Below are 25,558 nucleotides of genomic sequence, written 5' to 3' on the forward strand. Positions count from 1 at the left end.
TGCTGTGGCCGAATGATAACCTCAGGAAGGCGCTCTCGGGCGCCTTTTTTTATTCACCTGCGAGGGCACGCGGGAACAGGACATTGTTCTCAAGACTGATGTGCTCCATCAGGTCGTCGATCATCTCGTTAATGCCGTTGTACATCGCTTTCCACGTGGTGCACGCCTCTGGTGGCGGTGTAACGTTATGGGTAGTGTGTTTAATCACTTCCAGCAGTTCGCCTGCATCATCATGTTCGCTTTCCATGACGCTGATGGGCCCCATCGCCTGGCCGCCCATACCCTGTTTGATTATCGGGAAGAGGATTTGCTCCTCTTTCATCATGTGGCTGGAAAGCTCTTCGTGAAGCAGGGTCAGGTATTTCGCCAGACCGCGCGGTACGGAAGGTTTGTCGGCGTGAACGCGCTCCACTTTTGTCGCCTGCAGGATCAGTTCAGGCAGTTGTTCACGGTGACGGTCGTGAAAACGCACAATGATATGGTCGATGATGTCGGCAAGGGCTGCAGTGCGCCAGTCTTTCTCAATAGGCTGCTCAGCCAGTTGCGCCAGCTCCGCTTCAATGAGCCCCACATCCAGCTCTTTACGCGAGGCGGCACGTGCCAGGGTTTGCTTACCGCCACAGCAGTAATCCATATCGTATTTACGAAACAGCGCGGACGCGCGCGGGATGGAGAGCGCCAGCTCGCCAAGGGGTTGGTCGCGGAAGGCCATAGCAGTTACCTCATCATCAATAATATAAAGTGCATTTTAAATGCATCTTTAAGGCGACGCTATAACCCTTTAGAGGGAAGGGGCAAAGTGAGAACCAGATCACAAAAAATAATGACTTTTAACTTGCTGAATGAATGCAGGAAATTACTTTAGAAAGTTTTTTAACGTGGGGAAACAGTAAACAACTCGCCGTGCCTGCCGATATATCCACGTCAGACAAACCTGCATATAAAAAAGGCAACGCATGTTTAAACGTATAAAAGTCATTACCCTTCTTATTTCGGTGCTGCTTGTGCTCGGCATCATGCAAGTCATTTCCGCCGGCATTTTTATCAACGCGCTGAATAACGACAAAGATAACTTCACCGTCTCGCAGCTCTCAAGCCAGAATGTCGCCGAGTTTACCGATGCATGGATCAGCCTCAACCAGGCCCGCGTGACCCTGAACCGCGGCATGCTGCGTCTGCAAAGCAGCATGGCGTCTCAGATTAACGGCGGCCAGTTGAATGAACTGGTGAACACGGCGAAGAACCTGCTGGCGGATGCGCAGTCCCATTACGATAAATACTACGCTTTGCCTAATACTCCGGGTCTGGACGAGAATCTGGCTAACCGTCTGGAAGAGCAGTACCGTATTTACTCCGCCACGCTGACGCAAATGAACGTCCTGCTGGGCCAGGGCAATCTGGAAGATATGTTCAAGCAGAATGCGGAGCAGAAACAGACCGCGATGCAGAACGTGTACCGTGAATGGCGTGAAGCGCAGGCCGTCCTCACGGACAGAGGGATTAAAGATAACGAAAACGATTATAAACGTATCCTGTGGATCCTCTCTGCGGTCATGCTGCTGGTGATTGCCGTGATCGTCTCCAGCTGGATTGCGATGCGCCGCGTTCTGCTGCTGCCGTTGCAGGATGTGATTGGCCATATCCGCGCCATTGCCGCAGGGGATTTGACCCAGCCGATTCAGGCAGAGGGTAAGAATGAAATGGCAATCCTGGCGCGCAACGTTCAGGAGATGCAAACCTCGCTGGCAAACACGGTGGGCGTGGTGCGTGAAGGTGCAGACACCATTTACACCGGTGCAGGGGAAATCTCTGCGGGCAGCAACGACCTCTCTTCCCGTACCGAGCAGCAGGCCGCCTCTCTGGAAGAGACGGCTGCCAGCATGGAACAACTGACCGCCACGGTAAAACAAAACGCCGATAACGCACGTCAGGCTTCCCGTCTGGCGCTCGATGCCTCCTCAACCGCGAAGAAGGGCGGTAACGTGGTGGAGGGTGTGGTGCGCACCATGGACGACATTGCGACCAGTTCCAGCAAAATTGCGCAAATTACCAACGTAATCGACGGCATTGCCTTCCAGACCAACATCCTGGCGCTGAACGCGGCGGTGGAAGCCGCGCGTGCAGGCGAGCAGGGCCGTGGCTTTGCGGTGGTCGCAGGTGAGGTGCGTACCCTGGCCCAGCGTAGCGCTCAGGCGGCAAAAGAGATTAAAGCGCTGATCGATGATTCCGGCGAGCGCGTGAATGCCGGCTCACAGCTGGTAAACGAAGCCGGGGCGACGATGGCGGAGATCGTGAATGCGGTCACCCGCGTGACCGACATCATGGGCGAGATTGCCTCTGCCTCTGACGAGCAGAGCCGCGGTATCGATCAGGTAGGTCAGGCGGTGGCCGAGATGGATCGCGTGACCCAGCAGAACGCCTCGCTGGTAGAGGAGTCTGCGGCAGCGGCGGCCGCGCTGGAAGATCAGGCGGCACGCCTGAACGAAGCGGTGGCGGTGTTTAAAATTACCCGCAACCCGGTGGTCAACGCCGCGCCGGTGAAAAGCTACACTCCAGCGGCTAAACCTGTCGCGGCGACGTCTGAAGCGAACTGGGAAACGTTTTAACTCTCTGAAGCCGGAACGACCATCGGTTTTTCCGGCTTTGCTCTCACCGCCATCACGACCCCAACGACCAGCAATATAATCCCGCAGGCGGTTAACAGCGGCGGTACGCTCTGGCGCATCAGGAAGGTGTAAAGCAGCCCGGCCAGCATTTCGAATACAATCAACGGCCCTAAAATCACCGTCGGCAGCTTCTGGCTGGCGATATTCCAGCACAGCGCACCCACCCACGAGCAGAGCACCGCAATCGCCAGCATCAGCCCGACAAAGACCCACGGTCTCGGCCCGAACGGTTGAGCGAAATCCGGTTGCTGATGGCCTAACCAGAGACAGGCCCCCACATAGCCCATAAGCGAAACCGGGAGCGTGACCAACGCCTGAGCCGTCGCCCACATCATCGGGTGTTTATCCGGGTTTTCCCGCAGCCAGCGCGCATTGCGCAGGGCATACCACGCCCAGCACACCACGGAAACGAATGCCAGCAGGATGCCAGAACCGTAACGCAACAGTGAGAAGTTCTCCAGCCCATGCTGCAGCTCGGCAATGTTGACGCAGACCAGCCCCACGGCGGTACACACCAACGCTGGTACCATTTTTGACCACGCCAGTTTCCCGTCGCGGTGGCTGTAAAGCAGGTTAGCGAAGACCGGGATCACCACGGGCAGCGTGCCGATAATCATGGTAGATACCGGTGCCCCGGTTCGCTGAATGGCGCTCGCCAGGCAAACATAATAGATAAGGTTGCCCATCATGGTCAGCGCCAGCGCGGTGAACCAGTCCTGCCGGCCGAGCTGACGCAAACGTGCACGACCGAGCCACGCCAGCGGGAGAGCAATCAGTCCCAGTGCCAGATAACGTCCGGTCGACTGCAGTATTGCCGGGTACTCCGGCACGATCAGCGGGCCGACAAAAATCAGTCCCCACATCAGACCCGCAAGCAGGGCATACAACACACCACTAATCATTTTTCCATCCACATCGGTTTATTCTGCGTTCAGTGTAGGAGGGGGAAGGGCGCGCGTATTGTATGAGGTTGCGCATCAGCGCTTAACGACCTGTTTCTGGTAGCGCACGGGGGTAATGCCATAGCGGCGGGTAAAGGCGCGAGTCAAATGGGACTGATCGGTCAGCCCGGTCGCGGTGGCGACTTCGGCGGCGGGCATGCCGTGTGTGAGAAACGCTTTGGCGCGCCACAGGCGGATAGCCATCAGCATCTGATGCGGAGTGACATGGAAATGCGCCTTGAACTGGCGCTGAAAATGGTAGGGGCTGAGTGAGACTACGTTGGCCAGCTCGTCCAGCGTCAGGGCGTGCATGTAGTTGTCGTGCATATACTCACGAACCCGTTCGAACCGGTGTGCACCTTCCCGGGTAACCGGCGCGTGGCGGGCTAACGGCTGGAAGGTCTCGATCAGATCCAGCAGCAAGCCTTTTTGCGCCAGCGGGTCGTCCGTATGCCACAGGCCATAGATAAGCCTGCCGATTTGCTGTGAGCGCAGCGGGTCATGGCGGGTTACGTCGCTAAACCACCAGTGGCGAAGACCGGTTACCTCTTCCAGCAGATCGGGTTCAATGTAAACCATCCGGTAGCGCCAGCCGCCATCCGTCGCCGATTCCCCGGTGTGGATCTCGTCCGGGTTCATGGTCACGACGGATTTTTCCGCCGCGAGATGCTGAGTACCGCGATAGCGAAAGCGTTCGGCACCGGTTTCAATGGTGCCGATGCCGAAGGCTTCATGCGTATGAGGCTCAAAGGCGTAGTCAGAAATATGCGCGTGATAAAGCTCCAGGCCCGGCAAATGCGCCAGATGGCGAAAGCGCGCGCTGTCTCTCTCATCAATGAACTGTTCCGGTACGCCCTGCACGGTGAACCTCCTCATGAGTCATCTCTCCATTATCAGAGATGACCCGAGGGGATGCTACAAAAAATAACCATTTTGCAACATTTACAGGATGGCTTTAATGCTCTCTGAAAGCGGTGTGGTTGGACGCCCGATCAGTTTGCTCAGCGTATGGCTGTCGTCAAACAGACCGCCTTTAGACGCGCCCACATCGGAGTCTGCCAGCATATCCGCCAGCCCGGCAGGCAGGCCAACGCCCTTCAGCGCCGCGGCAAAATCCGCCTCGCTCATGTTCTGATACGTCACGTTTTTGCCGCTCTGTTTGCTGAGTTCGGCTGCCAGTTCGCTCAGCGTCCAGGCGTGGTCGCCGGCCAGCTCGTATACGTTGCCTGCATGGCCGTCCCCGGAGATGACTTTTGCCGCGGCAGCCGCGTAATCCGCACGGGTGGCCGAGGCGATTTTGCCTTCACCGGCCGCGCCAATAAATACGCCGTGCTCCAGCGCGGGCGGTGCGCTCGCCAGATAGTTTTCGGTGTACCAGCCGTTACGCAGCAGGGCGTAAGGGATGCCGGACTCTGCCAGCGCCTTCTCCGTCGTGACGTGTTCAACGTGCAGACCCAGCGGCGATTTATCCGCATGCAGCAGGCTGGTATAGGCGATGAATTTCACGCCAGCGGCTTTGGCAGCATTAATGACGTTCTGATGTTGGGTGGCGCGCTGACCCACTTCGCTGGAGGAGATCAGCAGCAGCTTATCTATGCCCTTAAGCGCGGAGGTCATTGTGCTTTCGTCAGCGTAATCCCCCTGACGAACGGTAATTCCCTGCTGGCTCAGGGCTTCAGCTTTTGCCGGATTGCGGACAATCGCCACAATCTGGTTTGCCGGTACGGTGTTTAACAGCTGTTCGATAACGAGCTGGCCAAGCTGGCCGGTTGCGCCGGTAATTGCGATCATGATGAATCCTCTTCGTGTTTGTCTGGTGTTGTGGCACACTAGCACCATAGCTAACTTTTAGTAAGTACGTACATAAAGGTAAGTATGAAAACAACGATACCGACACTCAGCGAACAAATGCGCGATGGCAACCTCTTCGCGGAACAGTGTCCTTCCAGAGAGGTTCTCAAACATGTCACCAGCCGCTGGGGCGTGCTGATTCTGGTGGCCCTGCGGCAGGGAACCCACCGTTTCAGCGACCTGCGCCGAAAAATGGGAGGCGTCAGCGAAAAGATGCTGGCCCAGTCGCTACAGGCGCTGGAACAGGACGGGTTTGTTAATCGCGTCTCGTATCCGGTTGTACCACCGCACGTTGAGTATAGCCTGACGCTGTTAGGGACAGAGGTGAGTGAGAAAGTGGCCGCGCTGGCGGACTGGATAGAAGTGCATACGCCGCAGGTGATGGCGAACCGGGAAGAACGCGCGGCGTAAAGGCAGGCCGGGTAAGGCGAAGCCGCTACCCGGCACACACCGCGTTACTTGCTTAAATCCACCTGATAAATGGCGAAGCCAATATCATCCGTTGCAACTTTCTTCATCGGATAGTGGGCTTTATCGTTAATAAACGCCGCCGCTTTATCGGACGGTGAAGTTTCAAAACGGATGTCCAGCGGCGTGTCGCTGTGAATGGGAGCCAGGCGCCAGTTGTTGTCCACTGCCGGATGAATGCCCCCCGCTTTTTTGGACTCCGCGCTGATCCACGCCGCCAGCACCGAGCGGTTCTCGTCCGGTGAGGCAAAGGCAATATGGCTATCTCCCGTGCCGGCAAACTTGCCGCCGTAGGCGCGGTAGTTATTGGTTACCACCAGGAAGGTGGCATTCGGGTCGATGGCTTTGCCCTTAAAGGTCAGGTTTTTGATGCGCTCGGCCTGCGGGTTAATGACCTGGCATTCACCGTCATATTTTGCAGGCTGGGTAACATCAATCTGATACTCTACGCCGTCAATCACGTCAAAGTTATAGGTCCGGAACCCGTCCCAGTTAATCAGCGACTGCGGCTTGCTGCTGTGCGGATCAATCTGATTAAACTGCCCGGCGGAGCACTCCAGCCACGCTTTCACCTCTTTGCCCGTCGCTTTGACCACCACCAGGGTGTTCGGATAGAGGTAGAGATCGGCGGCGTTACGGAAGGTCAGCTGGCCCTTTTCGACTTCAACGTAGCTTGCCGGGTCATTCTTACGCCCGCCCACTTTGAACGGTGCCGCGGCCGACAGCACCGGCAGTTTTGCCAGGTCCGGGTCGCCCTGAATAACGTGTTCGACATAGGCTTTTTGCGCCATGTTAACCACCTGAACAGTCGGGTCATCCTGCACCAGCGCCAGGTAGCTGTACATGTTATCCGCCGATTTACCGATCGGCTTGCTGACGAAGTCGCGGGTGGCGTCGTGATCGTGCTTCAGCACGTCGACCAGTTTTTTATCTTCGGCGGCCAGTGATTTTTTAGCCGCAGCGTCGTAAATCGGGCGCGCCTCTGCTTTTGACTGAGTGACCTTCCAGTCGCCGCCGTCGTTATTGAGGACCAGATCCACCACACCAAGGTGATCGCCCCACATGCCCGGCATCACCGACGGCACGCCATTGAGCGTCCCTTTCTCGATGTCTGCACCCTTAATGTTGGCAAAGTCCTTACCCGGGAAGACCGCGTGGGCGTGGCCGAACAGAATCGCATCGACGCCCGGGACTTCACTCAGATAATAAACGGAGTTTTCCGCCATGGCCTGATACGGATCGGCGGAGAGTCCCGAGTGCGCAACCACCACCACCAGATCTGCGCCTTTTTCGCGCATTTCCGGCACGTATTTGCGCGCAGTTTCGGTAATATCGTTAACGGTCACTTTACCGTCGAGGTTGGCTTTATCCCAGATCATGATTTGCGGCGGTACAAAGCCGATATAGCCGATTTTAAGCGTCTGTTTTTTACCGTCCTGATCGACAACCTCGGTCTCTTTAATCAGATAGGGGGTAAAGAGCGGCTTCTGCGTCTTAACGTCGATGATATTGGCGTTAACGTACGGGAATTTCGCGCCAGCCAGCGCATCGTGCAGGTACTTCAGGCCGTAGTTAAATTCGTGGTTGCCCAGGTTGCCGACGGTATAGTCCAGGGTGTTCATCGCTTTATACACCGGGTGGATCTCGCCTTTCTTCAGCCCCTTCGCCGCCATATAGTCCCCGAGCGGGCTACCCTGAATGAGATCGCCGTTGTCGACCAGTACGCTGTTTTTAACTTCATTGCGGGCGGCAGCGATCAAACTTGCCGTGCGTACCAGTCCGAATTTTTCCGTCGGGGTATCTTTGTAGTAATCGAAGTCCATCATGTTGCTGTGCAGGTCGGTAGTTTCCAGAATTCGCAGGTCTACCGTCGCCGCCTGTACGCTCACTGCAATCAGCGTCGCCAGGAGCGTTGCGCTAAACTTAATCATCAGAGGAGTCCTTTTTTCGATCCAGGCCACAAAAGAGTATGTATCTATAGCGTGTTGCTTACAGAAATGTGAATCCTGACAGAAAAAAGCGCCATGAAACCAGAATTGCTTCACAGATAGCGGAATTGTTCCCATTACGATATAACTAAAACAAAGAGTTAACCCCACTGCGTTAACAAAGAGGTGGAGAATGTTAGATAAGATTTGTCAGCTCGCACGGGATGCGGGAGATGCCATCATGCAGGTGTATGACGGTGCAAAACCGATGGAGGTCGTCAGCAAGGCAGATGACTCTCCGGTCACCGCGGCAGATATCGCGGCTCACAAGGTGATCCTGCAAGGGCTGCAGGCCTTAACGCCGGATATCCCGGTCCTGTCAGAAGAAGCGCCGCAGAGCTGGGACGAACGTCAGCACTGGCAGCGTTACTGGCTGGTGGACCCCCTCGACGGCACCAAAGAGTTTATCAAGCGTAACGGTGAGTTCACCGTCAACATCGCGCTGATTGAAAAAGGCAAAGCGGTGCTTGGGGTGGTATACGCGCCGGTGATGAAAGTCATGTACAGCGCTGCAGACGGTAAGGCGTGGAAGGAAGAGTGCGGCGTGCGTAAGCAGATTCAGGTGCGCGATGCGCGTCCACCGCTGGTGGTGATCAGCCGGTCGCACAGCGACAGCGAACTGCAGGAATATCTGCAACAGCTGGGTGAACACCAGACGACCTCGATTGGTTCATCACTGAAATTCTGTCTGGTGGCGGAAGGTCATGCTCAGCTCTACCCTCGCTTTGGGCCAACGAACGTCTGGGATACCGCGGCAGGGCATGCGGTCGCCACGGCCGCCGGGGCACATGTTCATGACTGGCAGGGTAAGCCGCTGGACTACACCCCGCGCGAATCCTTCCTTAACCCCGGCTTCCGCGTCTCTATTTATTGAGCCAGCAGTTTGTGCAGCAGGGCGACAACCTGCTGCACCTCTTCCTGGGTTAATGCCCCGTCTTTCACCCATTGCACGCGGCCGTCTTTATCCAGCACGATGATTGCGGAACTCTCTTCCTCCAGCTGCCACGCCTTACGCGTCACGCCGTTGCTATCGACAATAAACTGCGACCACGGATAGAGTTTTTTATTGCTCTCAAGGCTTGAACGCACAAACATGCCGGAGCCAGGAATGGCATCGTCAGTATTAACAATCGTGGTGGTCTGGTAGCGGTCGTGTGGGAATTTTGCGGCCTTGATCGCTTCCACCAGGTTGGCATTTTTCTCTTTTGCGGATGTACGACCGGCAATATGTTGTACAACTCTCACTTTGCCTGCGAGCTGCGCGCTATTCCACGCTTTGTAGCTAAACTTATCATTGTCGAGAATCAATTCTCCCCGGTCAGCAATGCCGACTGGTGGTACTCGTTGTCCTTTTTCAATCGCGTGAGCGCTAGCCCACAGGGGCAGAAGCAGGCAGGCTGCTGCAAGGATAGTACGTAGGGTCATGGTGTTTCCTTATTGTTTGCAGGTGATCCGACCACTTGGTCATACGCTTTTAATCATAAGTGCGATCAATGTGGTTTTCCCGCAATCCCGATGCCAGTTTGCGGGTGAACGCACATATCCATGAAAAAACGACGGCTTATACTGCCCTGAGTGAAGCTTTGCAAAGATTATTCTGAATAATTGTAATCAAACGGTAAATAAACTTATGCATACTGGGTAACACCGTAGTTCTGGTCTATAGTCTTTGGGCAACAAAATTTGCGCTCAGGACAGTCGGGCCGATTGTGGCACCGCAAGAGCGTATGATTCGCAGGAGATACAAGAATGAAAATTTTCCAACGCTACAACCCGCTTCAGGTGGCGAAGTACGTGAAGATCCTGTTCCGTGGACGGTTGTATATCAAGGATGTTGGCGCTTTTGAGTTTGATAAGGGCAAGATCCTTATCCCAAAAGTGAAGGACAAGCAGCACCTGTCTGTGATGTCTGAAGTCAACCGTCAGGTTATGCGTCTGCAAACTGAGATGGCTTAACCAACGTGCTATGCAGTAGTTAAAAACGCAGTTGATAAAAAAACGGCTCCCGATGGGAGCCGTTGATGTTTATGGGCCTTACGCCGACACTTTCTCTTCTGCATCAGGCATCCGCGGCACCAGCACGGTCGGTTTATTATCGATACGCGTCACCAGCAGCTGGTCGATGCGGTAGTTATCAATATCCACCACTTCAAACTTGTAGCCAGAGAACTTCACCGAGTCGGTACGTTTCGGGATTTTTCGCAGCATAAACATCATAAAGCCGCCAATGGTCTCGTAATTACCTGACTGCGGGAACTCGTCGATATCCAGCACGCGCATGACATCGTCAATCGGCGTACCGCCGTCGATAAGCCATGAGTTCTCGTCACGCTGAACAATCTGCTCTTCCAGACCCTGGCCAACCAGGTCGCCCATCAGCGTGGTCATCACATCGTTGAGGGTGATGATGCCCACCACCAGCGCGTATTCGTTCATGATAACGGCAAAATCTTCACCGGCCGTTTTGAAACTTTCCAGCGCTTCAGAGAGGGTGAGGGTATCCGGAACAATCAGGGTATTGCGGATCTGAACGCCGCTGTTGAGCGCCAGGCTCTGGTTGGCCAGCACGCGGTTCAGCAGGTCTTTCGAGTCCACATAACCGATGATGTGGTCGATATCTTCATTACAGACCAGGAACTTAGAGTGCGGGTGCTCGGCCACCTTTTGCTTCAGGCTCTGCTCGTCTTCGTGCAGGTCGAACCAAATCACGTTTTCGCGTCCGGTCATGGATGACGGTACGGTACGGGATTCCAGCTCAAACACGTTCTCAATCAACTCGTGCTCCTGCTTGCGCAGCACGCCCGCCAGGGCACCCGCTTCGAAGACCGCATAGATATCATCAGAGGTGATATCGTCTTTTCGCACCATCGGAATTTTAAACAGGCGGAAAATGCTGTTGGCCAGGCCGTTGAAGAACCACACCAGCGGACGGAACAGGAACAGGCAGAAGCGCATCGGGTTGATGATGCGCAAAGCCACAGCTTCTGGCGCAATCATACCGATGCGTTTCGGGGTCAGATCAGCGAAGAGGATGAACAGGCCAGTCACCAGCGAGAAGGAGAGAATAAAACTCAGTTGCTCGGAGAGTTCAGGTGAAAAGTAGCGTGCGAAGAGGCCATGAAACACCGGTGAAAATGCTGCATCCCCCACGATACCGCCCAGGATGGCGACCGCGTTCAGGCCAATCTGCACCACGGTGAAAAACATTCCCGGGTTTTCCTGCATTTTGAGTATGCGTGATGCGTTAACGTTGCCTTCGTCAGCAAGCAGTTTCAGTTTGATTTTACGGGAGGCGGCCAGCGAGATCTCGGATATCGAGAAAAATGCACTGACGGCAATGAGACAAAGTATCACTAAAATACTGTTTAACATAGTTTATCCGGCTTCAGCCAGATCCTCGGAAGGGAAGTTAATTACATTTGTGTGAAGACACATAGAACGTCAGCTCGTAGCGTTGAGCTGATTATTTCAGCGGGTAGTATAGCGTAAAGGCGTGTAAATCTGCCAGAGGTCACATTTTGGCATAAAACCGGCCGGACAGCGAAGCGCTGTCCGGTACGTACGGCTATTTTACTGCGGATAAACTGGCGTTTCCTGCCGCCCGGCGCGTGGCATCCCCTCCCCACACCTGGTCATACTCATAGCCGGTGAGCTGTTTGATCACCACGCGGGTGTTGGCGTCGCAGTCGCGATAATCTCCGCCCAGCTTGCGGCGCGCAATCTCCTTCAGCAGCAGCTTGTGCGTCTCGCGGGTCAGTTTAAATTTGTAGGTCGTGAAGAAGCTCACGGCCAGAAGGGCCGCCGTCGCGAAAATCAGCAGGCCGATAATGGCCCCCAGCGCGCTTTCAGGCTGTGCGCCGCTGCCCTTCACAAACCCTGACTCCTGCAGCACCAGGCCGATGATCATAATGGCAATTGCCACGGTGCTTTTGCGGGTCAATACCATCACGCCGGCAAAAATCCCTTCGCGGCGCTGCTGCGTTACAATCTCATCAATATCAGGGATGAAACTGTAGATATTCCACGGGATGTAATAAAGACCAGAGCGGGCGGCACCGAGCAGGATAAAGACCCCCGAGAACAGCAGCGTTGGCACCTGCGTTTTGGTGAGGTAGACCGTAAACAGGAATACCAGCACGGCGAAGATACAGCCATAGGAGAGGCGTAGCGCGGCGGACGGCGTGATATTCAGCCGGTTCAAAAGCAGCATAAATCCGTACGTGCCTGGTACCGAGGCAAAGGCGGCAATGCTCAGCCAGCCCGACACGGCCGCCGCATCCTGGCTCAGACAATAAACGACATAATAGGTAAAGACCGAGCCGAAGACGTCCATCGCAGTAAACGAGAAGATATAAATAATGATATGCAGGCGGAATGCGCGGATGCGAAAGGACGAAAAGAGGTCCAGTACCAGATATTTCAGATGATTGGCTACCCCGCTGCTGCGCTGGTTATCTATCTTAAAATCGGACTCCTGATGCACATCTTTCGCTTCCCAGGTGGTGTACCACGTAATAAACACCGCAAGGCAAAAAACGCAGGAAAATATCAGGCCGGTGAGCGTATAGGTAAACGGATTGTCTTTCCCGGTGAACTGCATAATGACACCGGGGACGGAAACGGCAAGGAACCCCCCAAGCTGGGAGCAGATCATGCGCACCCCTGAAAGTCGGCTGCGCTCTTCGTAGCGGTTCGTCATTTCTGCGGCCAGCGTCTCCCAAGGCACCAGCACCATCGCCGACAGCAGTTCAATCGAGAGATAGGTTCCCAGGTAATACCAGTACCCCATATCCGTCAGCCATAACAGGGCATACAAAAACATTAATGGGGAACTCAGTAATAAAAAGAAACGGCGACGGCCAAATTTACGGCCGAGCCAGGTACCCGCAAAATTATCAGTGATATAACCCATGATCGGGCTTAACAACGCATCAATGACGCGGGCGATAGCAAATATAGAGCCCGCTTCAATAACAGACAGCCCGCAATAGGTCGTGTAAAAAAATAACAGCCAGGTGCCGATAATGGCGAAAGCGCCTCCGCCAAACAGATCGGTTATGCCGTAGCCAAGCGCCACGCCATAACCAACTCTACGTTCAGTTGGTTTGACCATAATAATATCCAGTGTAGGGTAATGATTAACCCGTTTTACGGGGCGTATTTTTATTAACGTCTGGAATTCAAATTACGTTCTGGTTGTTGATATTTATCCATTGTCTTGTTTGAGATGACCGATAAATAGCCTCCACAAGGGTGAGTGATTTTCCGGCGGTACGGATATCGATATAGTCTCTGTTTTCCGGATGATGAACGGCAGTATAAAACCGGCGGATCGCCTGCTGATGACCCAGCCCCCAGTAGCTTTTTACCGTGCCGTCGGGGGAATCATCGCTTGCCAGTTTTAACCGCTCACCCGGCGTGACGCGCCAGAGAGTGTTGTCATTCAGCAGCAGCGAGCCGCGTTCACAGTGGATCTCCAGCAGGAGAGGGGCGTCCGTGGTGTGGCAATTGCTGGCATAAAACAGGCCGCGGGCGCCGTTGGCGAAGTGTAGTGTGGCCATTGCGCTGTCTTCGCCTTCGGTCACCTCTGCCAGCTCACCGCTATCCACCACACCTTTCACTCGCGTCACGCCTTCACCGAACCACTGCATCAGGTCGAGCGTATGGATTGCCTGGTTGATCAGCAGACTCCCGCCTTCTGTTGCCAGCCGACCGCGCCAGGGGCTTTGCGTGTAGTAAGCGCCCGCGCGTGACCATGTGAGTACTGCCCTGATGCTGAGCATTTTCCCCAGCTGTCCATGGCCTAACTCCTGCCGAATACGCTGGCTGGTGGGGTTGAGCCGGTTCTGATAGCACACGCCGAGCAGGCTCTGAGCCCGATCGGCGGCACGGGTGATATCAATGAGTTCACGGGTGTTCATGCCCACCGGCTTTTCGCAAAAAACATGCTTCCCGGCGGCAAGTGCCGCCAGAATCATCTCTTTATGCTCGAAATGGGGCGTACAGATGTGTACCACGTCGATGGCATCATGCAGCAGCATTTCCCGGTAATCCTGATAAAAACGGCATTGATAGTCTTTCGCCAGCGCCAGTCCTTTAACGCTGTCGATGTCGACCAGCGCACGCAGTGCGACGTTGGGTATCTGGCGCAGGGCATTGACATGGCAGCCATGAATCGCCCCGCCGCCGATGATAGCGGTATTCAGGATAGTCATCTTCGGCTCCCCTTAACCCGCCGCGTTGGCGAGCATTTGAGCCTTCACGCAGAGCTCCGCAGCCTTGAAGGCGTGCGCCTGCGTCATGGCATTTTCAGTCCGATGGAGACAGTCGAGGATCAGTTCGCCAAAGAACGGGAATCCGACCTGGCCTGCCACCGGATAACGGAACTCCCCCTCTTTATTGACGAGATAAACCACATCCTGCTCGCCACGGGTTAAATCGACGTATTTGCGGATTTCGATGTAACCCTCGGTGCCGAGCAGCGTCAGTCGTCCGTCACCCCATGTGGACAGCCCGTCCGGGGTAAACCAGTCGCAGCGGAAGTAGCCGCTGGCGCCGTTTTCGCCTTTGAGCATTGCGTCGCCAAAATCTTCAAAGGCGGGGTACTGCGGGTGTTTAACGTTCCGGACCTGGCTTGCTATCACGGTGGCATCGCGGTTGCCGGTGTAAAAAAGGAACTGCTCAATCTGATGGCTGCCGATGTCACACAGGATGCCGCCGAAGTATCGCCGATCGTAAAACCAGTCTGGCCTTCCTTCGCCTTCACGGTGTGGGCCTGTCCCCAGCGTTTGTACCACGTCGCCGATGGCACCTTGCTTTACCAGTTGACCGGCAAAGACAGCACTCTCAACATGCAGACGTTCGCTGTAGTAAACCGCGTATTTCTTACCGGTTTTTTCAACCATCGCTTTGGCATCTGCCAGCTGTTCAAGGGTGGTGAGCGGCGCTTTGTCGGTAAAGTAATCCTTCCCCGCCGCCATCGATTTCAGCCCCAGCGCACAGCGCTCAGAGGGGATGGCGGCGCCTGCCACCAGACGCACCTCGTTATCGGCGAGGATCGCCTCCAGCGAATCCGCCACTCTGGCCTGCGGATACTGCTGGATAAATTTATCCACTCTGGACGGATCGGGATCGTAAACCCATTTCAGCGTGGCGCCGGCTTCAATCAGCCCGTTACACATTCCATAAATATGCCCGTGGTCGAGCGCGGCAGCGGCAAAGACAAACTCACCTTCCCGGACAACGGGCTGAGGTTTGCCGACTGGCGCGTAGTTCATTCCGTCATGTTTATTCATCTTCAGATTCCTCGATCCAGATCTTTACCCAGGGGGATAGCGCCCACTTCGCTGAAGTTGGCCACGCTTGTGGATTTCTCATGAAAACGGGGGGCGAGGGTGTTAATCCCGCCGGTACGGTAAAACGGATCGTCACGTGGAATGGGGAGCGAGACCACGGTGCGGGTGATGGCAGATTTATAAATTGCGGTAATCAACTCCAGCGAGCGTTTTCCCTGTAATCCATCCACCAGCGGAGCCGTGCCGCGTTCAATACTCAGCAGCAGGTCGTTAATCTGCCCGGTATGCAACGTCCACGCGAGTGCTGGTGTCTGCGCAAAAACAGCGTTGAGCTGTGCTTCCCGCTGCTGGTCGTGAGTTTCCTGAGGAAAACCGTTATCGGCACTCACGCTGGCACAGGCTTGCCAGGGGGCAGAGATGCGCGCGCGATCGCCCTGGATGACGATCTTCTGATCTTCGCCGTGATGCACCACCGAGGCGGTAAGCTGCGTGAGTGCGCCGCTGGGATATTTGAATATTGCGGCGCTGAGGTCTTCCACTTCGGCATTGTCATGCGCCACGTTGGTCATCATCGCCACCACCTCGGATGGAAACCCGAGCATCCACTGAATAGCGTCGATATGGTGAACCGCGTGATTGAGCGTGCAGCCGCCCCCCTCTTTTTCCCAGGTGCCACGCCACCATAGATCGTAATAGCAGTGGCCGCGCCACCAGAACGAATCCACCTGCGCATGGCAGATTTTGCCCGCGAGGCCGGAATCCAGCGCTGCTTTTAAGCGCCAGAAGGCATCGGTAAAACGATTTTGCGCAATGATGGAGAGCGTTTTGCCGCTGGCCTGCTGAGCCGCAATCATCGCGTCGCACTCCTCAAGCGAGGCGGCCATCGGCTTTTCACACAGCACATGGCACCCGGCCTCCAGTGCATCAATGCTGATCTGTGCGTGGACATACGGCGGGGTGCAGACATCGACGATATCGACGTCTGGCTCGGATGCCAGCATCTGCTGATGGCTCTCATACACGCGGGCCTGCGTCAGGCCGTAGCGCGTTTTTTTCTCGTGCGCTTTTTCCGGGTAGATATCCACCAGCGCGACAATCCGGCAGCGCTGACCAAACTGCAAATAACCCTGAATATGGTTATGTGAGATATTGCCTGTACCTACAATGGCGATATTTAGCATCGTGTCGTCTCCGGAGTTACCAGGTGCCTGAGGCATCAAGCGTCACGTTTATGGCCTCTTTAGCAACTGAGGTGCTGATGCGTTGCTGGAGCAGGCGCAAGTAGTGTTTCTCGTTGATCGGCAGTTCGACCCAGTCGTCAGTCCAGGTGGAAAGATGCATGGCATTGGAGAGCGTCAGGCCGTGGATCCCGTCCAGGCCCGGCGCAATCAGCGGTTCACCGCGTAGGATGGCGGTGCAGAAGTTTGCGGTAATGACATGATGTTCGCTGCATTCGGCGGCGACAGGAATGTCGACCTCCCAGCATTCAGGCTCCCCAAAACCGTTTTGCCAGCGGGCGTTAAAGTCGGTTTCGGACTCACGTAGCCGCCAGTAGCGAAGCCGCCCCTCTTCGACGACCACTTTGCCGCGATCCCCGACGATCTCCAGGCGATTTGTCCCCGGCGTTTCTGCCACGGTAGTGATAAATACACCGGTAGCCCCACCGGCATACTCGGCATAGGCGGTGACCTCGTCTTCCACTTCAATGTCACGATGTTTGCCGAACTGGCAAAACGCGCGCAGGCGGACCGGCATGCCCACCAGCCACTGCCAGAGATCGAGCTGATGCGGATCCTGGTTGAGCAAGACGCCGCCGCCTTCTCCTTTCCAGGTCGCGCGCCAGCCGCCGGAGTTGTAGTAGCTCTGCGAGCGGTACCAGTTGGTGATTATCCAGTTAGAACGGCGGATCTCGCCCAGCTCGCCGCTGTCGATAAGATCCTTAACCTTCCGGTAGAGCGGGTTTGGTCGCTGGTTGTACATGATGCCAAACACCACGTCGCACTCGCGCGCGCAGGCGTTCATCTCCTGCACCTGCGCCGTATAAACGCCTGCCGGTTTTTCACACAGGGTATGAATGCCGTTACGCATCGCCAGCATCGACAGGCGCGGATGTTCGTAATGGGGCGTGGCGACAATCACCGCGTCGATAAGCCCGCTCTGGATCATCTCCTGGGCATCACTGAACAGGGGAATGGCCCCCACCAGCTGGCGAATGGCCGGGTGTTTTTCCGGTGCATTGTCACAAACCGCCGTCAGGCAGGCGTCATTGACCGTACCCGCGAGTAAATAACGTGCGTGGACCGTACCGATATTACCTATACCAATAATGCCAAAACGTACCTTCTCCATGTCACACCTTAATTTCAGTTGAAAAGAAGTGATGACCGGAAAATAGGAAAGGCGAGGCGTAGCGACAATGTGTTTTTGTGAGAATACTCGCAAGGTGAATAAGTAATCTCCAGGCTTTCTGAAATTTGGTTTTAAAATCAAAAGGCTGTTTCTGCAAATATTTGCAAAAACTGATTGAGAGCGAGGTCACACTATGCCGGGCAGGTTAAAAATGGAGGAGATCGCGGCCCTCACGGGATATTCCGTTAGCACGGTGTCGAGGGTATTAAGCGGCAAGTCATATACCAGCGATAAAGCCCGGGATGCGATCGTTCGCACCGCACGAGAGCTGGGCGTGCTTGAGTCCATGGCCAGTGGACGGCTGTTGATTAACGGTATTGCCGTTTTTGCTCCGGAAAGAACCTTTCAGGGGCGCGGCGATATTTTTTATCTTGAGGTGACCAAAGGGATTGCTGAGGCCTGCTCGCCACACAATGTGTGGGTCAGCTGTTGCGGATTAGAAGAACAACACGCCGATGTAAAATTATTTATGGAAAAGGCCAGCCAGAAGAACATCAACGCGATAATTATTATTGGTACTGATGATGCCACCATATTTAAACTGGCCAGCACGCTCAATAAACCCTGCGTCTTAATTAATTCCGTGGACCGGGAGCGGGTACTGGATTCGGTATCACCCGATCACCGGGCGATCGGCTTCACTGCCATGCAGTATCTCTTTGAACAGGGGCACCGGCGGGTCCTGACGCTGACCTGCCTTCGGCGAGATACGCTTTATGCTCGTCTGGATGGCATTAAAGAGGCGTATCGCCATTTTCACGTTGCCTTTGAGCCGCAGCGTGATTTACTCGTGACGGAATGGTTTACCGCAGACGAAGCCGAGCGGGCGCTGGATGAGTGGCTGCTGAGTCATGACAGAGCGCAGTGGCCAGAGGTGATTTTCCCGAACAGCACCAGCATGACCGAAGGTGTGGTGAGGGCATTAACCCGCCACGGGCTGCGCGTTCCGGAAGACATCTCTCTGATTACCACCGATTTTGCCTGGAATTTAGCGCACCGGTTGGAAAAACCGGTCACGGGGGTCACGGTGCCCTGCCGCGAACTGGGGATTGAGGCCGTGCACCTGCTGCAGACCCGCCTTAACAGGCCGCAGGCACCGGTTTTTAACCTGCTGTTGCAGGGAAAAGTCATGAATTATGGGTCGGTCAGTAACGCCACGCGCCACGCGGCTCGCGTGGCGCTAGACCAGTAATCAGGCCAGCTGTGGCGGCAGGCAGACGCCGATACCCCCGATACCGCAGTAGCCGTACGGGTTTTTATGCAGGTACTGCTGGTGGTCGTCTTCCGCATAGTAGAACGGTTTGGCAGAGGCGATTTCCGTGGTGACCTCGCGGTTGTCACCGGCATCGTGCATCGCTTTCTGGAAGCGCTCAAGGCTTGCGCGGGCGGCCGTCTCCTGCTCAGGAGTGAGAGGGTAGATAGCCGAGCGGTACTGGGTGCCGTGGTCGTTACCCTGACGCATGCCCTGGGCCGGGTCGTGGTTTTCCCAGAACACCTGCAGAAGTTGCTCATAGCTAATGACGGCAGGGTCATACACCACGCGCACGGCTTCGGCATGACCGGTCTCGCCAGAGCACACTTCGCGGTAGGTTGGGTTTGGCGTATACCCCCCCGTGTAGCCCGCCGCGGTGCTGTAAACGCCGGGGAGTTGCCAGAAGAGGCGTTCTACGCCCCAGAAGCAGCCCATGGCGAACAGGGCGATTTCCATTCCATCAGGAACGTTTGTCATTGAATGGCCATTCACGGCGTGTAAGGTCGCCACAGGCATAGGGGTGTTGCGTCCCGGTAATGCATCAGCTTGTGAAACAAGATGCTTTTTGTCGAATAAACTCACGATGGGGGCCTCCCGGGCTGCGATGTTTCGGTTAAGGTTGTCACGAAGCGTTTAATTGAACACAATAAATGCGCTGAATGAGTCTAGATTTAATCATAAGAAATATTTGGGTGTTACACCCGTTTTCAACCCGTGATGTGGGTTTTTGGCTAACAGGCCGTATTTTGCCGCGGAGCGGCACTTCATTTGCTTCCAGGGTGGAAAAAGGGATATTCAGGAGAAAACGTGACAAAAATCCGCCAGTTATGTTTGGTCAGTTTATTGCTGACAAGCGGGGTTGCCAGCGCGGCGAATGTCCGTTTGCAGGTTGAGGGGTTATCCGGGGCGCTGGAAAAAAACGTGCGTGCGCAGCTGTCGACCATCGAGAGCGACGAAGTGACGCCGGACCGGCGTTTTCGCGCGCGCGTGGATGATGCGATCCGCGAAGGGCTGAAAGCGCTGGGTTATTACGAACCCACCATTGATTTCGATCTCCGTCCGCCGCCAAAGAAGGGGCGACAGGTGCTTATTGCCCGCGTTTCACCGGGTGAGCCGGTCTTGATCGGCGGCACTAACGTCATTCTGCGCGGCGGCGCGCGTACGGACCGGGATTACCTGGATCTGCTCAGCACGCGGCCGAAAAACGGTACCGTGCTGAACCACGGTGACTACGACCATTTCAAAAAAGAGCTGACGAGCGTCTCCCTGCGTAAGGGTTACTTTGACAGCCAGTTCGACAAAAGCCAGCTGGGCATTGCGCTCGACAGGCACCAGGCCTTCTGGGATATCGATTATGACAGCGGCGAACGTTATCGTTTCGGCGATGTGACCTTCGAAGGCTCACAAATTCGTGAAGAGTATCTGCAAAACCTCGTGCCTTTCAAAAAAGGCGATTACTACCAGTCGCGTGATCTGGCGGAGCTGAACCGCCGCCTCTCCGCCACCGGGTGGTTTAACTCGGTGGTTGTCGCGCCGGAGTTTGATAAATCGCGCAAAACCAAGGTGTTGCCGCTGCATGGCGTTGTTTCGCCGCGCACCGAGAACACCATTGAGACCGGTGTTGGTTATTCGACCGACGTCGGTCCGCGCGTGAAAGCCACGTGGAAAAAGCCGTGGATGAACTCATACGGCCACAGCCTGACCACCAGCGCCAGTATCTCGGCGCCGGAACAACAGCTCGATTTCAGCTACAAAATGCCGCTGCTGAAAAACCCGCTTGAACAGTATTACCTTGTTCAGGGCGGTTTTAAGCGTACCGACCTGAATGATACCGAGGCAGATTCCACCACGCTTGCGGTATCGCGATACTGGGACCTCTCCAGCGGCTGGCAGCGCGCCATTAACCTGCGCTGGAGTCTGGACCACTTTACCCAGGCCAACGTCACCAACACCACCATGCTGCTCTACCCGGGGGTGATGATCAGCCGTACCCGCTCGCGCGGCGGCCTGATGCCAACCTGGGGCGATTCCCAGCGTTATTCCATCGATTACTCCAACACCATGTGGGGCTCCGATGTGGATTTCTCGGTAATTCAGGCGCAAAACGTCTGGATCCGCACGCTGTATGACAAACACCGCTTCGTGATGCGCGGCAACCTCGGCTGGATTGAAACCGGCGACTTCGACAAAGTTCCGCCGGATCTGCGCTTCTTCGCCGGTGGCGACCGCAGTATTCGCGGTTACAAATACAAATCCATCGCGCCGAAAGATGATGACGGCAAGCTGATTGGTGCCTCCAAGCTGGCTACCGGCTCGCTGGAGTACCAGTACAACGTCAGCGGAAAATGGTGGGGCGCGATGTTTGTCGACGGCGGCGAAGCGGTAAGCGATATCCGCCGCAGCGACTTTAAAACCGGCGCGGGCGTGGGCGTACGCTGGCAGTCTCCCGTCGGGCCAATCAAGCTCGATTTCGCCGTGCCGGTGGGTGATAAAGAAGAACACGGTTTACAGTTTTACATCGGTCTGGGGCCTGAATTATGAGTTTATGGAAGAAGATAAGCCTCGGGGTGCTGATTTTTATCGTACTGCTGCTCGGTACGGTGGCGTTTCTGGTCGGAACGACGTCTGGCCTGCATCTGCTGTTTAACGCGGCTAACCGCTGGGTTCCTGGGCTGGAAATTGGCCAGGTGACAGGCGGCTGGCGCGATCTGCGTCTGAAAAACATCCGCTACGAGCAGCCTGGCGTGGCGGTAAACGCGGGGGAATTTCATCTCGCGGTGAAGCTGGGCTGCCTGCGGGACAGCAAGCTGTGCGTTAACGATCTGTCGCTGAAAGACGTGAACGTGGCGATAGATTCGAAGAAAATGCCGAAATCGGCACCCGTTGAGGAAGAGGATAGCGGCCCGCTGAATCTCTCCACACCGTATCCGATTGCCCTCTATCGGGTGGCGCTGGATAACGTCAATGTCAAAATCGACGACACCACCGTCTCCGTCATGGATTTCACCTCCGGCCTGCGCTGGCAGGAGAAAAACCTCACCCTGACGCCAACCTCCCTTCAGGGGCTGCTGATTGCGCTGCCGAAAGTGGCGGACGTGGCGCAGGAAGAAATTGTCGAACCGAAGATCCAGAACCCGCAGCCGGAAGAGAAACCGCTGGGCGAAACGCTGAAAGATCTCTTCTCTAAACCTGTGCTGCCGGAGATGACGGACGTTCATCTGCCGCTGAACCTGAATATCGAAGAGTTTAAAGGCGAGCAGCTGCGTCTCACCGGCGATACCGATCTGACGGTCTTCCACATGCTGCTTAAAGTCAGCAGCATCGACGGCAACATGAAGCTCGACGCGCTGGATATCGACACCAACCAGGGCTCGGTTAACGCGTCAGGGAATGCCCTGCTGCGCGACAACTGGCCGGTGGATATCACCCTGAACAGTTCGCTCAACATCGACCCGCTGAAAGGCGAAAAAGTGAAGGTCAAAGTGGGCGGGGCGCTGCGCGATAAACTGGATGTCGGCGTTAACCTCTCCGGCCCGGTGGATATGGATCTGCGCGCGCAAACGCAGCTGGCGGAAGCGGGGCTGCCGCTCAACCTTGAGGTTGTCAGTAAGCAGCTCTACTGGCCGTTCACCGGCGAAAAACAGTTCCAGGCCGATGACCTGAAGCTCAAGCTGAGCGGCAAAATGACCGATTACACCCTGTCGTTCCGCACGGCGGTGAAGGGGCAAGGTGTTCCGCCTGCGACGATTACGCTGGATGCTAAAGGCAACGAGCAGCAGGTGAATCTCGACAAACTGACCGTTGCGGCGCTGGAAGGCAAAACGGAACTCACCGCGCTGCTCGACTGGCAGCAGGCGATCAGCTGGCGCGGCGAGCTGAAGCTGACGGGGATCAACACGGCCAAAGAGGTGCCGGACTGGCCATCAAAACTGGACGGTCTGATCAAAACCCGCGGCAGCCTGTATGGCGGTACGTGGCAGATGGACGTGCCGGAAATCAAGCTTACCGGTAACGTGAAGCAGAATAAGGTCAACGTTGAAGGCTCGCTGAAGGGCAACAGCTATCTGCAGTGGGTGATCCCGGGTCTGCACGTGGCGCTGGGCCGTAACACGGCGGATATCAAAGGCGAGCTGGGGGTGAAAGATCTTAATCTGGAGGCCACCATTGATGCGCCAAATCTGGATAACGCCCTGCCAGGGCTGGGCGGCACGGCGAAAGGGTTAGTGAAGGTGCGCGGCACGGTAGAGGCTCCGCAGCTGCTGGCCGATATCACCGCCAGCAACCTGCGCTGGCAGGCGCTGACCGTTGCGCGGGTTCGCATCGAAGGGGATGTGAAATCCACCGATCAGATTGGCGGTAACCTGAACCTGCGCGTGGAGCGCATTTCTCAGCCCGACGTGAACATTAATCTGGTCACTCTGGATGCCAAAGGTAACGAAAAACAGCACGATCTCCAGCTTAAGGTGCAGGGCGAGCCGGTATCCGGTCAGCTTCATCTGACCGGAAGCTTTGATCGCAAACAGGCGCGCTGGAAAGGGACGCTGGACAATACCCGCTTCAACACCCCGGTAGGGCCGCTGGCACTGTCCCGCTCTATCGCGCTGGACTACCGCAACGCCGAACAAAAGATCAGTATCGGACCGCACTGCTGGACCAACCCGAATGCGGAACTGTGCGTGCCGCAGACCATTGATGCGGGGGCTGAAGGGCGTGCGCAGATCAACCTTAATCGCTTCGACCTGGCGATGCTAAAACCGTTTATGCCGGAGACGACTCAGGCCAGCGGCGTCTTTAGCGGGAAAGCCGATGTCGCGTGGGACACGACCAAAGAGGGGCTGCCGCAGGGTAGCGTGACGCTCTCTGGTCGTAACGTGAAGGTGATACAGGAGGTGAACGACGCACCGCTGCCGGTGGCGTTTGATACCCTCAACCTGAGTGCCGATCTGCATAACAACCGCGCGGAGCTGGGGTGGCTTATCCGTCTGACCAATAACGGTCAGTTTGACGGGCAGGTGCAGATTACCGATCCGCAAGGACGCCGTAATCTCGCCGGTAACGTTAATATCCGCAACTTCAACCTGGCGATGGCCAACCCGATTTTCTCACGCGGAGAAAAAGCGGAGGGGATGCTCAGCGCGAACCTGCGCCTGGCGGGCAATGCGCAAAGCCCGCAGCTGTTTGGCCAGATGCAGCTTAACGGCGTGGATATCGACGGCAACTTTATGCCGTTTGATATGCAGCCAAGCCAGATTGCGATGAACTTCAACGGCATGAGCTCGACCCTCGCCGGGGTGGTGCGTACCCAGCAGGGGCAAATCAACCTCAGCGGCGACGCCGACTGGAGCCAGCTTGATAACTGGCGGGCCCGTGTTGCGGCCAAAGGCAGCAAGGTGCGGATCACCGTACCGCCGATGGTACGTCTGGACGTATCCCCGGATATTGTCTTTGAAGCCACCCCAAGCCTCTTCACGCTGGACGGCAACGTGGACGTACCGTGGGCACGCATCGTGGTGCACGAGGTGCCTGAGAGCGCGGTGGGCGTCTCCAGTGACGAAGTCATGCTCAATGAAAATCTCAAACCCGTTGAGCAGAAGAGCGCCGGTATTCCGATCAACAGTAACCTCACCGTTCACGTCGGCAATAACGTGCGTCTGGATGCGTTTGGGCTGAAGGCGAGACTGACAGGGGATCTGAAAGTCGCGCAGGACAAGCAGGGGCTGGGGCTGAACGGCCAAATCAATATTCCTGAAGGGCGCTTCCATGCCTATGGTCAGGATCTGATTGTGCGTAAAGGTGAACTGCTGTTCTCCGGCCCGCCGGATCAGCCACTGCTCAATATCGAAGCGATTCGTAACCCGGAAGCCACCGAAAACGACGTTATTGCGGGTGTTCGCGTTACCGGCTCTGCTGATGAACCGAAGGCGGAGATCTTCTCCGACCCGGCAATGTCCCAACAGGAAGCCCTGTCTTACCTGCTGCGTGGGCAAGGACTGGAGAGCGGCCAGAGCGACAGTGCAGCGATGACCTCGATGTTAGTGGGTCTGGGGGTTGCACAAAGTGGGCAGGTTGTGGGTAAAATCGGCGAGACGTTCGGCGTAAGCAATCTGGCACTGGACACCCAGGGCGTGGGTGACTCCTCGCAAGTGGTGGTCAGTGGCTATGTACTGCCGGGTCTGCAGGTAAAATATGGCGTGGGGATCTTTGACTCACTGGCAACACTCACGTTACGCTATCGCCTTATGCCTAAGCTATATCTGGAAGCAGTGTCCGGCGTAGACCAGGCACTTGATCTGCTCTATCAGTTTGAGTTTTAGCAATGCGAATATTTGTCTACGGCAGTTTACGAACCAAGCAAGGCAACAGTCACTGGATGACCAATGCCCTGCTGCTGGGGAATTACAATATCGAGAACTACCAGTTGTATAGCCTGGGCCACTATCCAGGCGCGGTTCCTGGGGAAGGAACAGTACAGGGTGAAGTTTATCGTATTGATAATGCTACTCTTGCCGAACTTGATGCCTTGCGCACCAGGGGCGGTGAATACGCTCGCCAGTTGATCCAGACGCCGTATGGAAGTGCGTGGATGTACGTCTACCAGCGTCCGGTCGAGGGGTTAAAGCGGATTGTAAGCGGTAACTGGTTAGACAGAGACCAGTACTGAAAAAAACAACGCCACCGTCAGGTGGCG

General features: G+C 55.8%; 21 protein-coding genes. 8 read left to right on the forward strand and 13 right to left on the reverse strand.

The genetic code is table 11. The features are described from left to right. Positions 1-49: 49 nt before the first annotated feature. Positions 50-712 carry an iron-sulfur cluster repair protein YtfE gene (gene ytfE / locus BH714_RS16700; protein ID WP_040018469.1) on the reverse strand — a complete coding sequence of 221 codons (663 nt, stop codon included), beginning with the start codon at positions 710-712 and terminating at the stop codon, positions 50-52. 244 nt (positions 713-956) lie between these two features. On the opposite strand from ytfE, the gene BH714_RS16705 reads away from it, so the two are divergent. Next, on the forward strand, positions 957-2,606 hold the full coding sequence (locus BH714_RS16705) for a methyl-accepting chemotaxis protein (protein WP_014168340.1): 1,650 nt from the start codon (positions 957-959) through the stop codon (positions 2,604-2,606). Here BH714_RS16705 and BH714_RS16710 read toward each other — a convergent pair. From BH714_RS16710 to BH714_RS16720, 3 genes are all read right to left on the reverse strand, one after another. Then, on the reverse strand, positions 2,603-3,568 hold the full coding sequence (locus tag BH714_RS16710; RefSeq protein ID WP_040018470.1) for a DMT family transporter: 966 nt from the start codon (positions 3,566-3,568) through the stop codon (positions 2,603-2,605). The two genes, BH714_RS16705 and BH714_RS16710, sit on opposite strands and share 4 nt — an antisense overlap. 75 nt (positions 3,569-3,643) lie before the next feature. Continuing rightward, entirely contained in the window at positions 3,644-4,468 is an 825-nt protein-coding gene (locus tag BH714_RS16715; RefSeq protein ID WP_040018471.1) for an AraC family transcriptional regulator, read from the reverse strand. Between the two features lie 81 nt (positions 4,469-4,549). Further along, positions 4,550-5,398: an SDR family oxidoreductase gene (locus BH714_RS16720; protein ID WP_040018472.1), complete on the reverse strand. Its 849-nt coding sequence runs from the start codon at positions 5,396-5,398 to the stop codon at positions 4,550-4,552. 84 nt (positions 5,399-5,482) lie between these two features. Between BH714_RS16720 and BH714_RS16725 the strand changes: the two genes are divergently transcribed. Next, positions 5,483-5,869, forward strand: coding sequence for a winged helix-turn-helix transcriptional regulator (locus BH714_RS16725; protein WP_040018473.1), 387 nt, complete (start codon positions 5,483-5,485; stop codon positions 5,867-5,869). 44 nt (positions 5,870-5,913) lie between these two features. Here BH714_RS16725 and BH714_RS16730 read toward each other — a convergent pair whose 3' ends face one another. Further along, positions 5,914-7,857 carry a bifunctional 2',3'-cyclic-nucleotide 2'-phosphodiesterase/3'-nucleotidase gene (locus BH714_RS16730; protein ID WP_040018475.1) on the reverse strand — a complete coding sequence of 648 codons (1,944 nt, stop codon included), beginning with the start codon at positions 7,855-7,857 and terminating at the stop codon, positions 5,914-5,916. A gap of 190 nt (positions 7,858-8,047) precedes the next feature. Between BH714_RS16730 and cysQ the strand changes: the two genes are divergently transcribed. Further along, positions 8,048-8,788 carry a 3'(2'),5'-bisphosphate nucleotidase CysQ gene (gene cysQ / locus BH714_RS16735; protein WP_014168346.1) on the forward strand — a complete coding sequence of 247 codons (741 nt, stop codon included), beginning with the start codon at positions 8,048-8,050 and terminating at the stop codon, positions 8,786-8,788. Here cysQ and BH714_RS16740 read toward each other — a convergent pair. Next, entirely contained in the window at positions 8,782-9,339 is a 558-nt protein-coding gene (locus BH714_RS16740; RefSeq protein ID WP_014168347.1) for a YtfJ family protein, read from the reverse strand. The two genes, cysQ and BH714_RS16740, sit on opposite strands and share 7 nt — an antisense overlap. Before the next feature lie 324 nt (positions 9,340-9,663). Between BH714_RS16740 and BH714_RS16745 the strand changes: the two genes are divergently transcribed. After that, positions 9,664-9,870 (forward strand): DUF1107 domain-containing protein, encoded by a 207-nt coding sequence (locus BH714_RS16745; protein ID WP_003856054.1) that lies wholly within the window; start codon positions 9,664-9,666, stop codon positions 9,868-9,870. A 78-nt stretch (positions 9,871-9,948) separates the two neighbouring features. On the opposite strand, the gene paeA is transcribed toward BH714_RS16745, so the two are convergent. The 6 genes from paeA to BH714_RS16775 form a co-directional block, all read right to left on the reverse strand. Continuing rightward, positions 9,949-11,286, reverse strand: coding sequence for a polyamine export protein PaeA (paeA, locus tag BH714_RS16750; RefSeq protein ID WP_014168349.1), 1,338 nt, complete (start codon positions 11,284-11,286; stop codon positions 9,949-9,951). Between the two features lie 193 nt (positions 11,287-11,479). Next, a complete protein-coding gene (locus tag BH714_RS16755) occupies positions 11,480-13,027 on the reverse strand; it encodes an MFS transporter (protein WP_014168350.1) in 1,548 nt (515 codons plus the stop codon). Positions 13,028-13,094: 67 nt separating this feature from the next. After that, complete coding sequence (locus tag BH714_RS16760; protein ID WP_040018476.1) at positions 13,095-14,129, reverse strand: Gfo/Idh/MocA family protein; 1,035 nt, start codon at positions 14,127-14,129, stop codon at positions 13,095-13,097. A 12-nt stretch (positions 14,130-14,141) separates the two neighbouring features. After that, entirely contained in the window at positions 14,142-15,209 is a 1,068-nt protein-coding gene (locus BH714_RS16765) for a Gfo/Idh/MocA family protein (RefSeq protein ID WP_032679504.1), read from the reverse strand. Between the two features lie 2 nt (positions 15,210-15,211). Next, entirely contained in the window at positions 15,212-16,390 is a 1,179-nt protein-coding gene (locus tag BH714_RS16770) for a Gfo/Idh/MocA family protein (protein ID WP_040018478.1), read from the reverse strand. A gap of 16 nt (positions 16,391-16,406) precedes the next feature. Beyond that, the gene (locus BH714_RS16775; RefSeq protein WP_040018479.1) at positions 16,407-17,558 is read right to left on the reverse strand and encodes a Gfo/Idh/MocA family protein; all 1,152 of its coding nucleotides are present in this window, start codon (positions 17,556-17,558) and stop codon (positions 16,407-16,409) included. Between the two features lie 193 nt (positions 17,559-17,751). Between BH714_RS16775 and BH714_RS16780 the strand changes: the two genes are divergently transcribed. Next, a complete protein-coding gene (locus BH714_RS16780; RefSeq protein ID WP_014168356.1) occupies positions 17,752-18,810 on the forward strand; it encodes a LacI family DNA-binding transcriptional regulator in 1,059 nt (352 codons plus the stop codon). On the opposite strand, the gene msrA is transcribed toward BH714_RS16780, so the two are convergent. Next, complete coding sequence (gene msrA, locus BH714_RS16785) at positions 18,811-19,452, reverse strand: peptide-methionine (S)-S-oxide reductase MsrA (RefSeq protein ID WP_020882919.1); 642 nt, start codon at positions 19,450-19,452, stop codon at positions 18,811-18,813. Positions 19,453-19,677: 225 nt separating this feature from the next. Here msrA and tamA point away from each other — a divergent pair, with 225 nt between their 5' ends. Genes tamA through BH714_RS16800 form a run of 3 tightly spaced genes read left to right on the forward strand, consistent with a single transcriptional unit; the run spans position 19,678 to position 25,531 of the window. Continuing rightward, positions 19,678-21,411 (forward strand): autotransporter assembly complex protein TamA, encoded by a 1,734-nt coding sequence (gene tamA / locus BH714_RS16790; protein WP_020882918.1) that lies wholly within the window; start codon positions 19,678-19,680, stop codon positions 21,409-21,411. Further along, positions 21,408-25,184, forward strand: a complete 3,777-nt coding sequence (gene tamB / locus BH714_RS16795; protein ID WP_040018480.1) for an autotransporter assembly complex protein TamB — start codon at positions 21,408-21,410, stop codon at positions 25,182-25,184. The genes tamA and tamB overlap by 4 nt, the downstream gene beginning before the upstream one ends. A gap of 2 nt (positions 25,185-25,186) precedes the next feature. Continuing rightward, positions 25,187-25,531, forward strand: coding sequence for a gamma-glutamylcyclotransferase family protein (locus BH714_RS16800; protein WP_014168360.1), 345 nt, complete (start codon positions 25,187-25,189; stop codon positions 25,529-25,531). The last annotated feature ends 27 nt before the right edge of the window (positions 25,532-25,558 follow it).

This window comes from Enterobacter ludwigii, assembly GCF_001750725.1.
Classification (GTDB): Bacteria; Pseudomonadota; Gammaproteobacteria; order Enterobacterales; family Enterobacteriaceae; genus Enterobacter; species Enterobacter ludwigii.

Excerpts from the sequence above, each read along its gene's own strand:
- ytfE (WP_040018469.1), bottom strand. The coding sequence starts at position 712 with ATGGCCTTCCGCGACCAACCCCTTGGCGAGCTGGCGCTCTCCATCCCG.
- BH714_RS16705 (WP_014168340.1), top strand. The coding sequence starts at position 957 with ATGTTTAAACGTATAAAAGTCATTACCCTTCTTATTTCGGTGCTGCTT.
- BH714_RS16710 (WP_040018470.1), bottom strand. The coding sequence starts at position 3,568 with ATGATTAGTGGTGTGTTGTATGCCCTGCTTGCGGGTCTGATGTGGGGA.
- BH714_RS16720 (WP_040018472.1), bottom strand. The coding sequence starts at position 5,398 with ATGATCGCAATTACCGGCGCAACCGGCCAGCTTGGCCAGCTCGTTATC.
- BH714_RS16725 (WP_040018473.1), top strand. The coding sequence starts at position 5,483 with ATGAAAACAACGATACCGACACTCAGCGAACAAATGCGCGATGGCAAC.
- BH714_RS16730 (WP_040018475.1), bottom strand. The coding sequence starts at position 7,857 with ATGATTAAGTTTAGCGCAACGCTCCTGGCGACGCTGATTGCAGTGAGC.
- cysQ (WP_014168346.1), top strand. The coding sequence starts at position 8,048 with ATGTTAGATAAGATTTGTCAGCTCGCACGGGATGCGGGAGATGCCATC.
- BH714_RS16740 (WP_014168347.1), bottom strand. The coding sequence starts at position 9,339 with ATGACCCTACGTACTATCCTTGCAGCAGCCTGCCTGCTTCTGCCCCTG.
- BH714_RS16745 (WP_003856054.1), top strand. The coding sequence starts at position 9,664 with ATGAAAATTTTCCAACGCTACAACCCGCTTCAGGTGGCGAAGTACGTG.
- paeA (WP_014168349.1), bottom strand. The coding sequence starts at position 11,286 with ATGTTAAACAGTATTTTAGTGATACTTTGTCTCATTGCCGTCAGTGCA.
- BH714_RS16755 (WP_014168350.1), bottom strand. The coding sequence starts at position 13,027 with ATGGTCAAACCAACTGAACGTAGAGTTGGTTATGGCGTGGCGCTTGGC.
- BH714_RS16760 (WP_040018476.1), bottom strand. The coding sequence starts at position 14,129 with ATGACTATCCTGAATACCGCTATCATCGGCGGCGGGGCGATTCATGGC.
- BH714_RS16765 (WP_032679504.1), bottom strand. The coding sequence starts at position 15,209 with ATGAATAAACATGACGGAATGAACTACGCGCCAGTCGGCAAACCTCAG.
- BH714_RS16770 (WP_040018478.1), bottom strand. The coding sequence starts at position 16,390 with ATGCTAAATATCGCCATTGTAGGTACAGGCAATATCTCACATAACCAT.
- BH714_RS16775 (WP_040018479.1), bottom strand. The coding sequence starts at position 17,558 with ATGGAGAAGGTACGTTTTGGCATTATTGGTATAGGTAATATCGGTACG.
- BH714_RS16780 (WP_014168356.1), top strand. The coding sequence starts at position 17,752 with ATGCCGGGCAGGTTAAAAATGGAGGAGATCGCGGCCCTCACGGGATAT.
- tamB (WP_040018480.1), top strand. The coding sequence starts at position 21,408 with ATGAGTTTATGGAAGAAGATAAGCCTCGGGGTGCTGATTTTTATCGTA.
- BH714_RS16800 (WP_014168360.1), top strand. The coding sequence starts at position 25,187 with ATGCGAATATTTGTCTACGGCAGTTTACGAACCAAGCAAGGCAACAGT.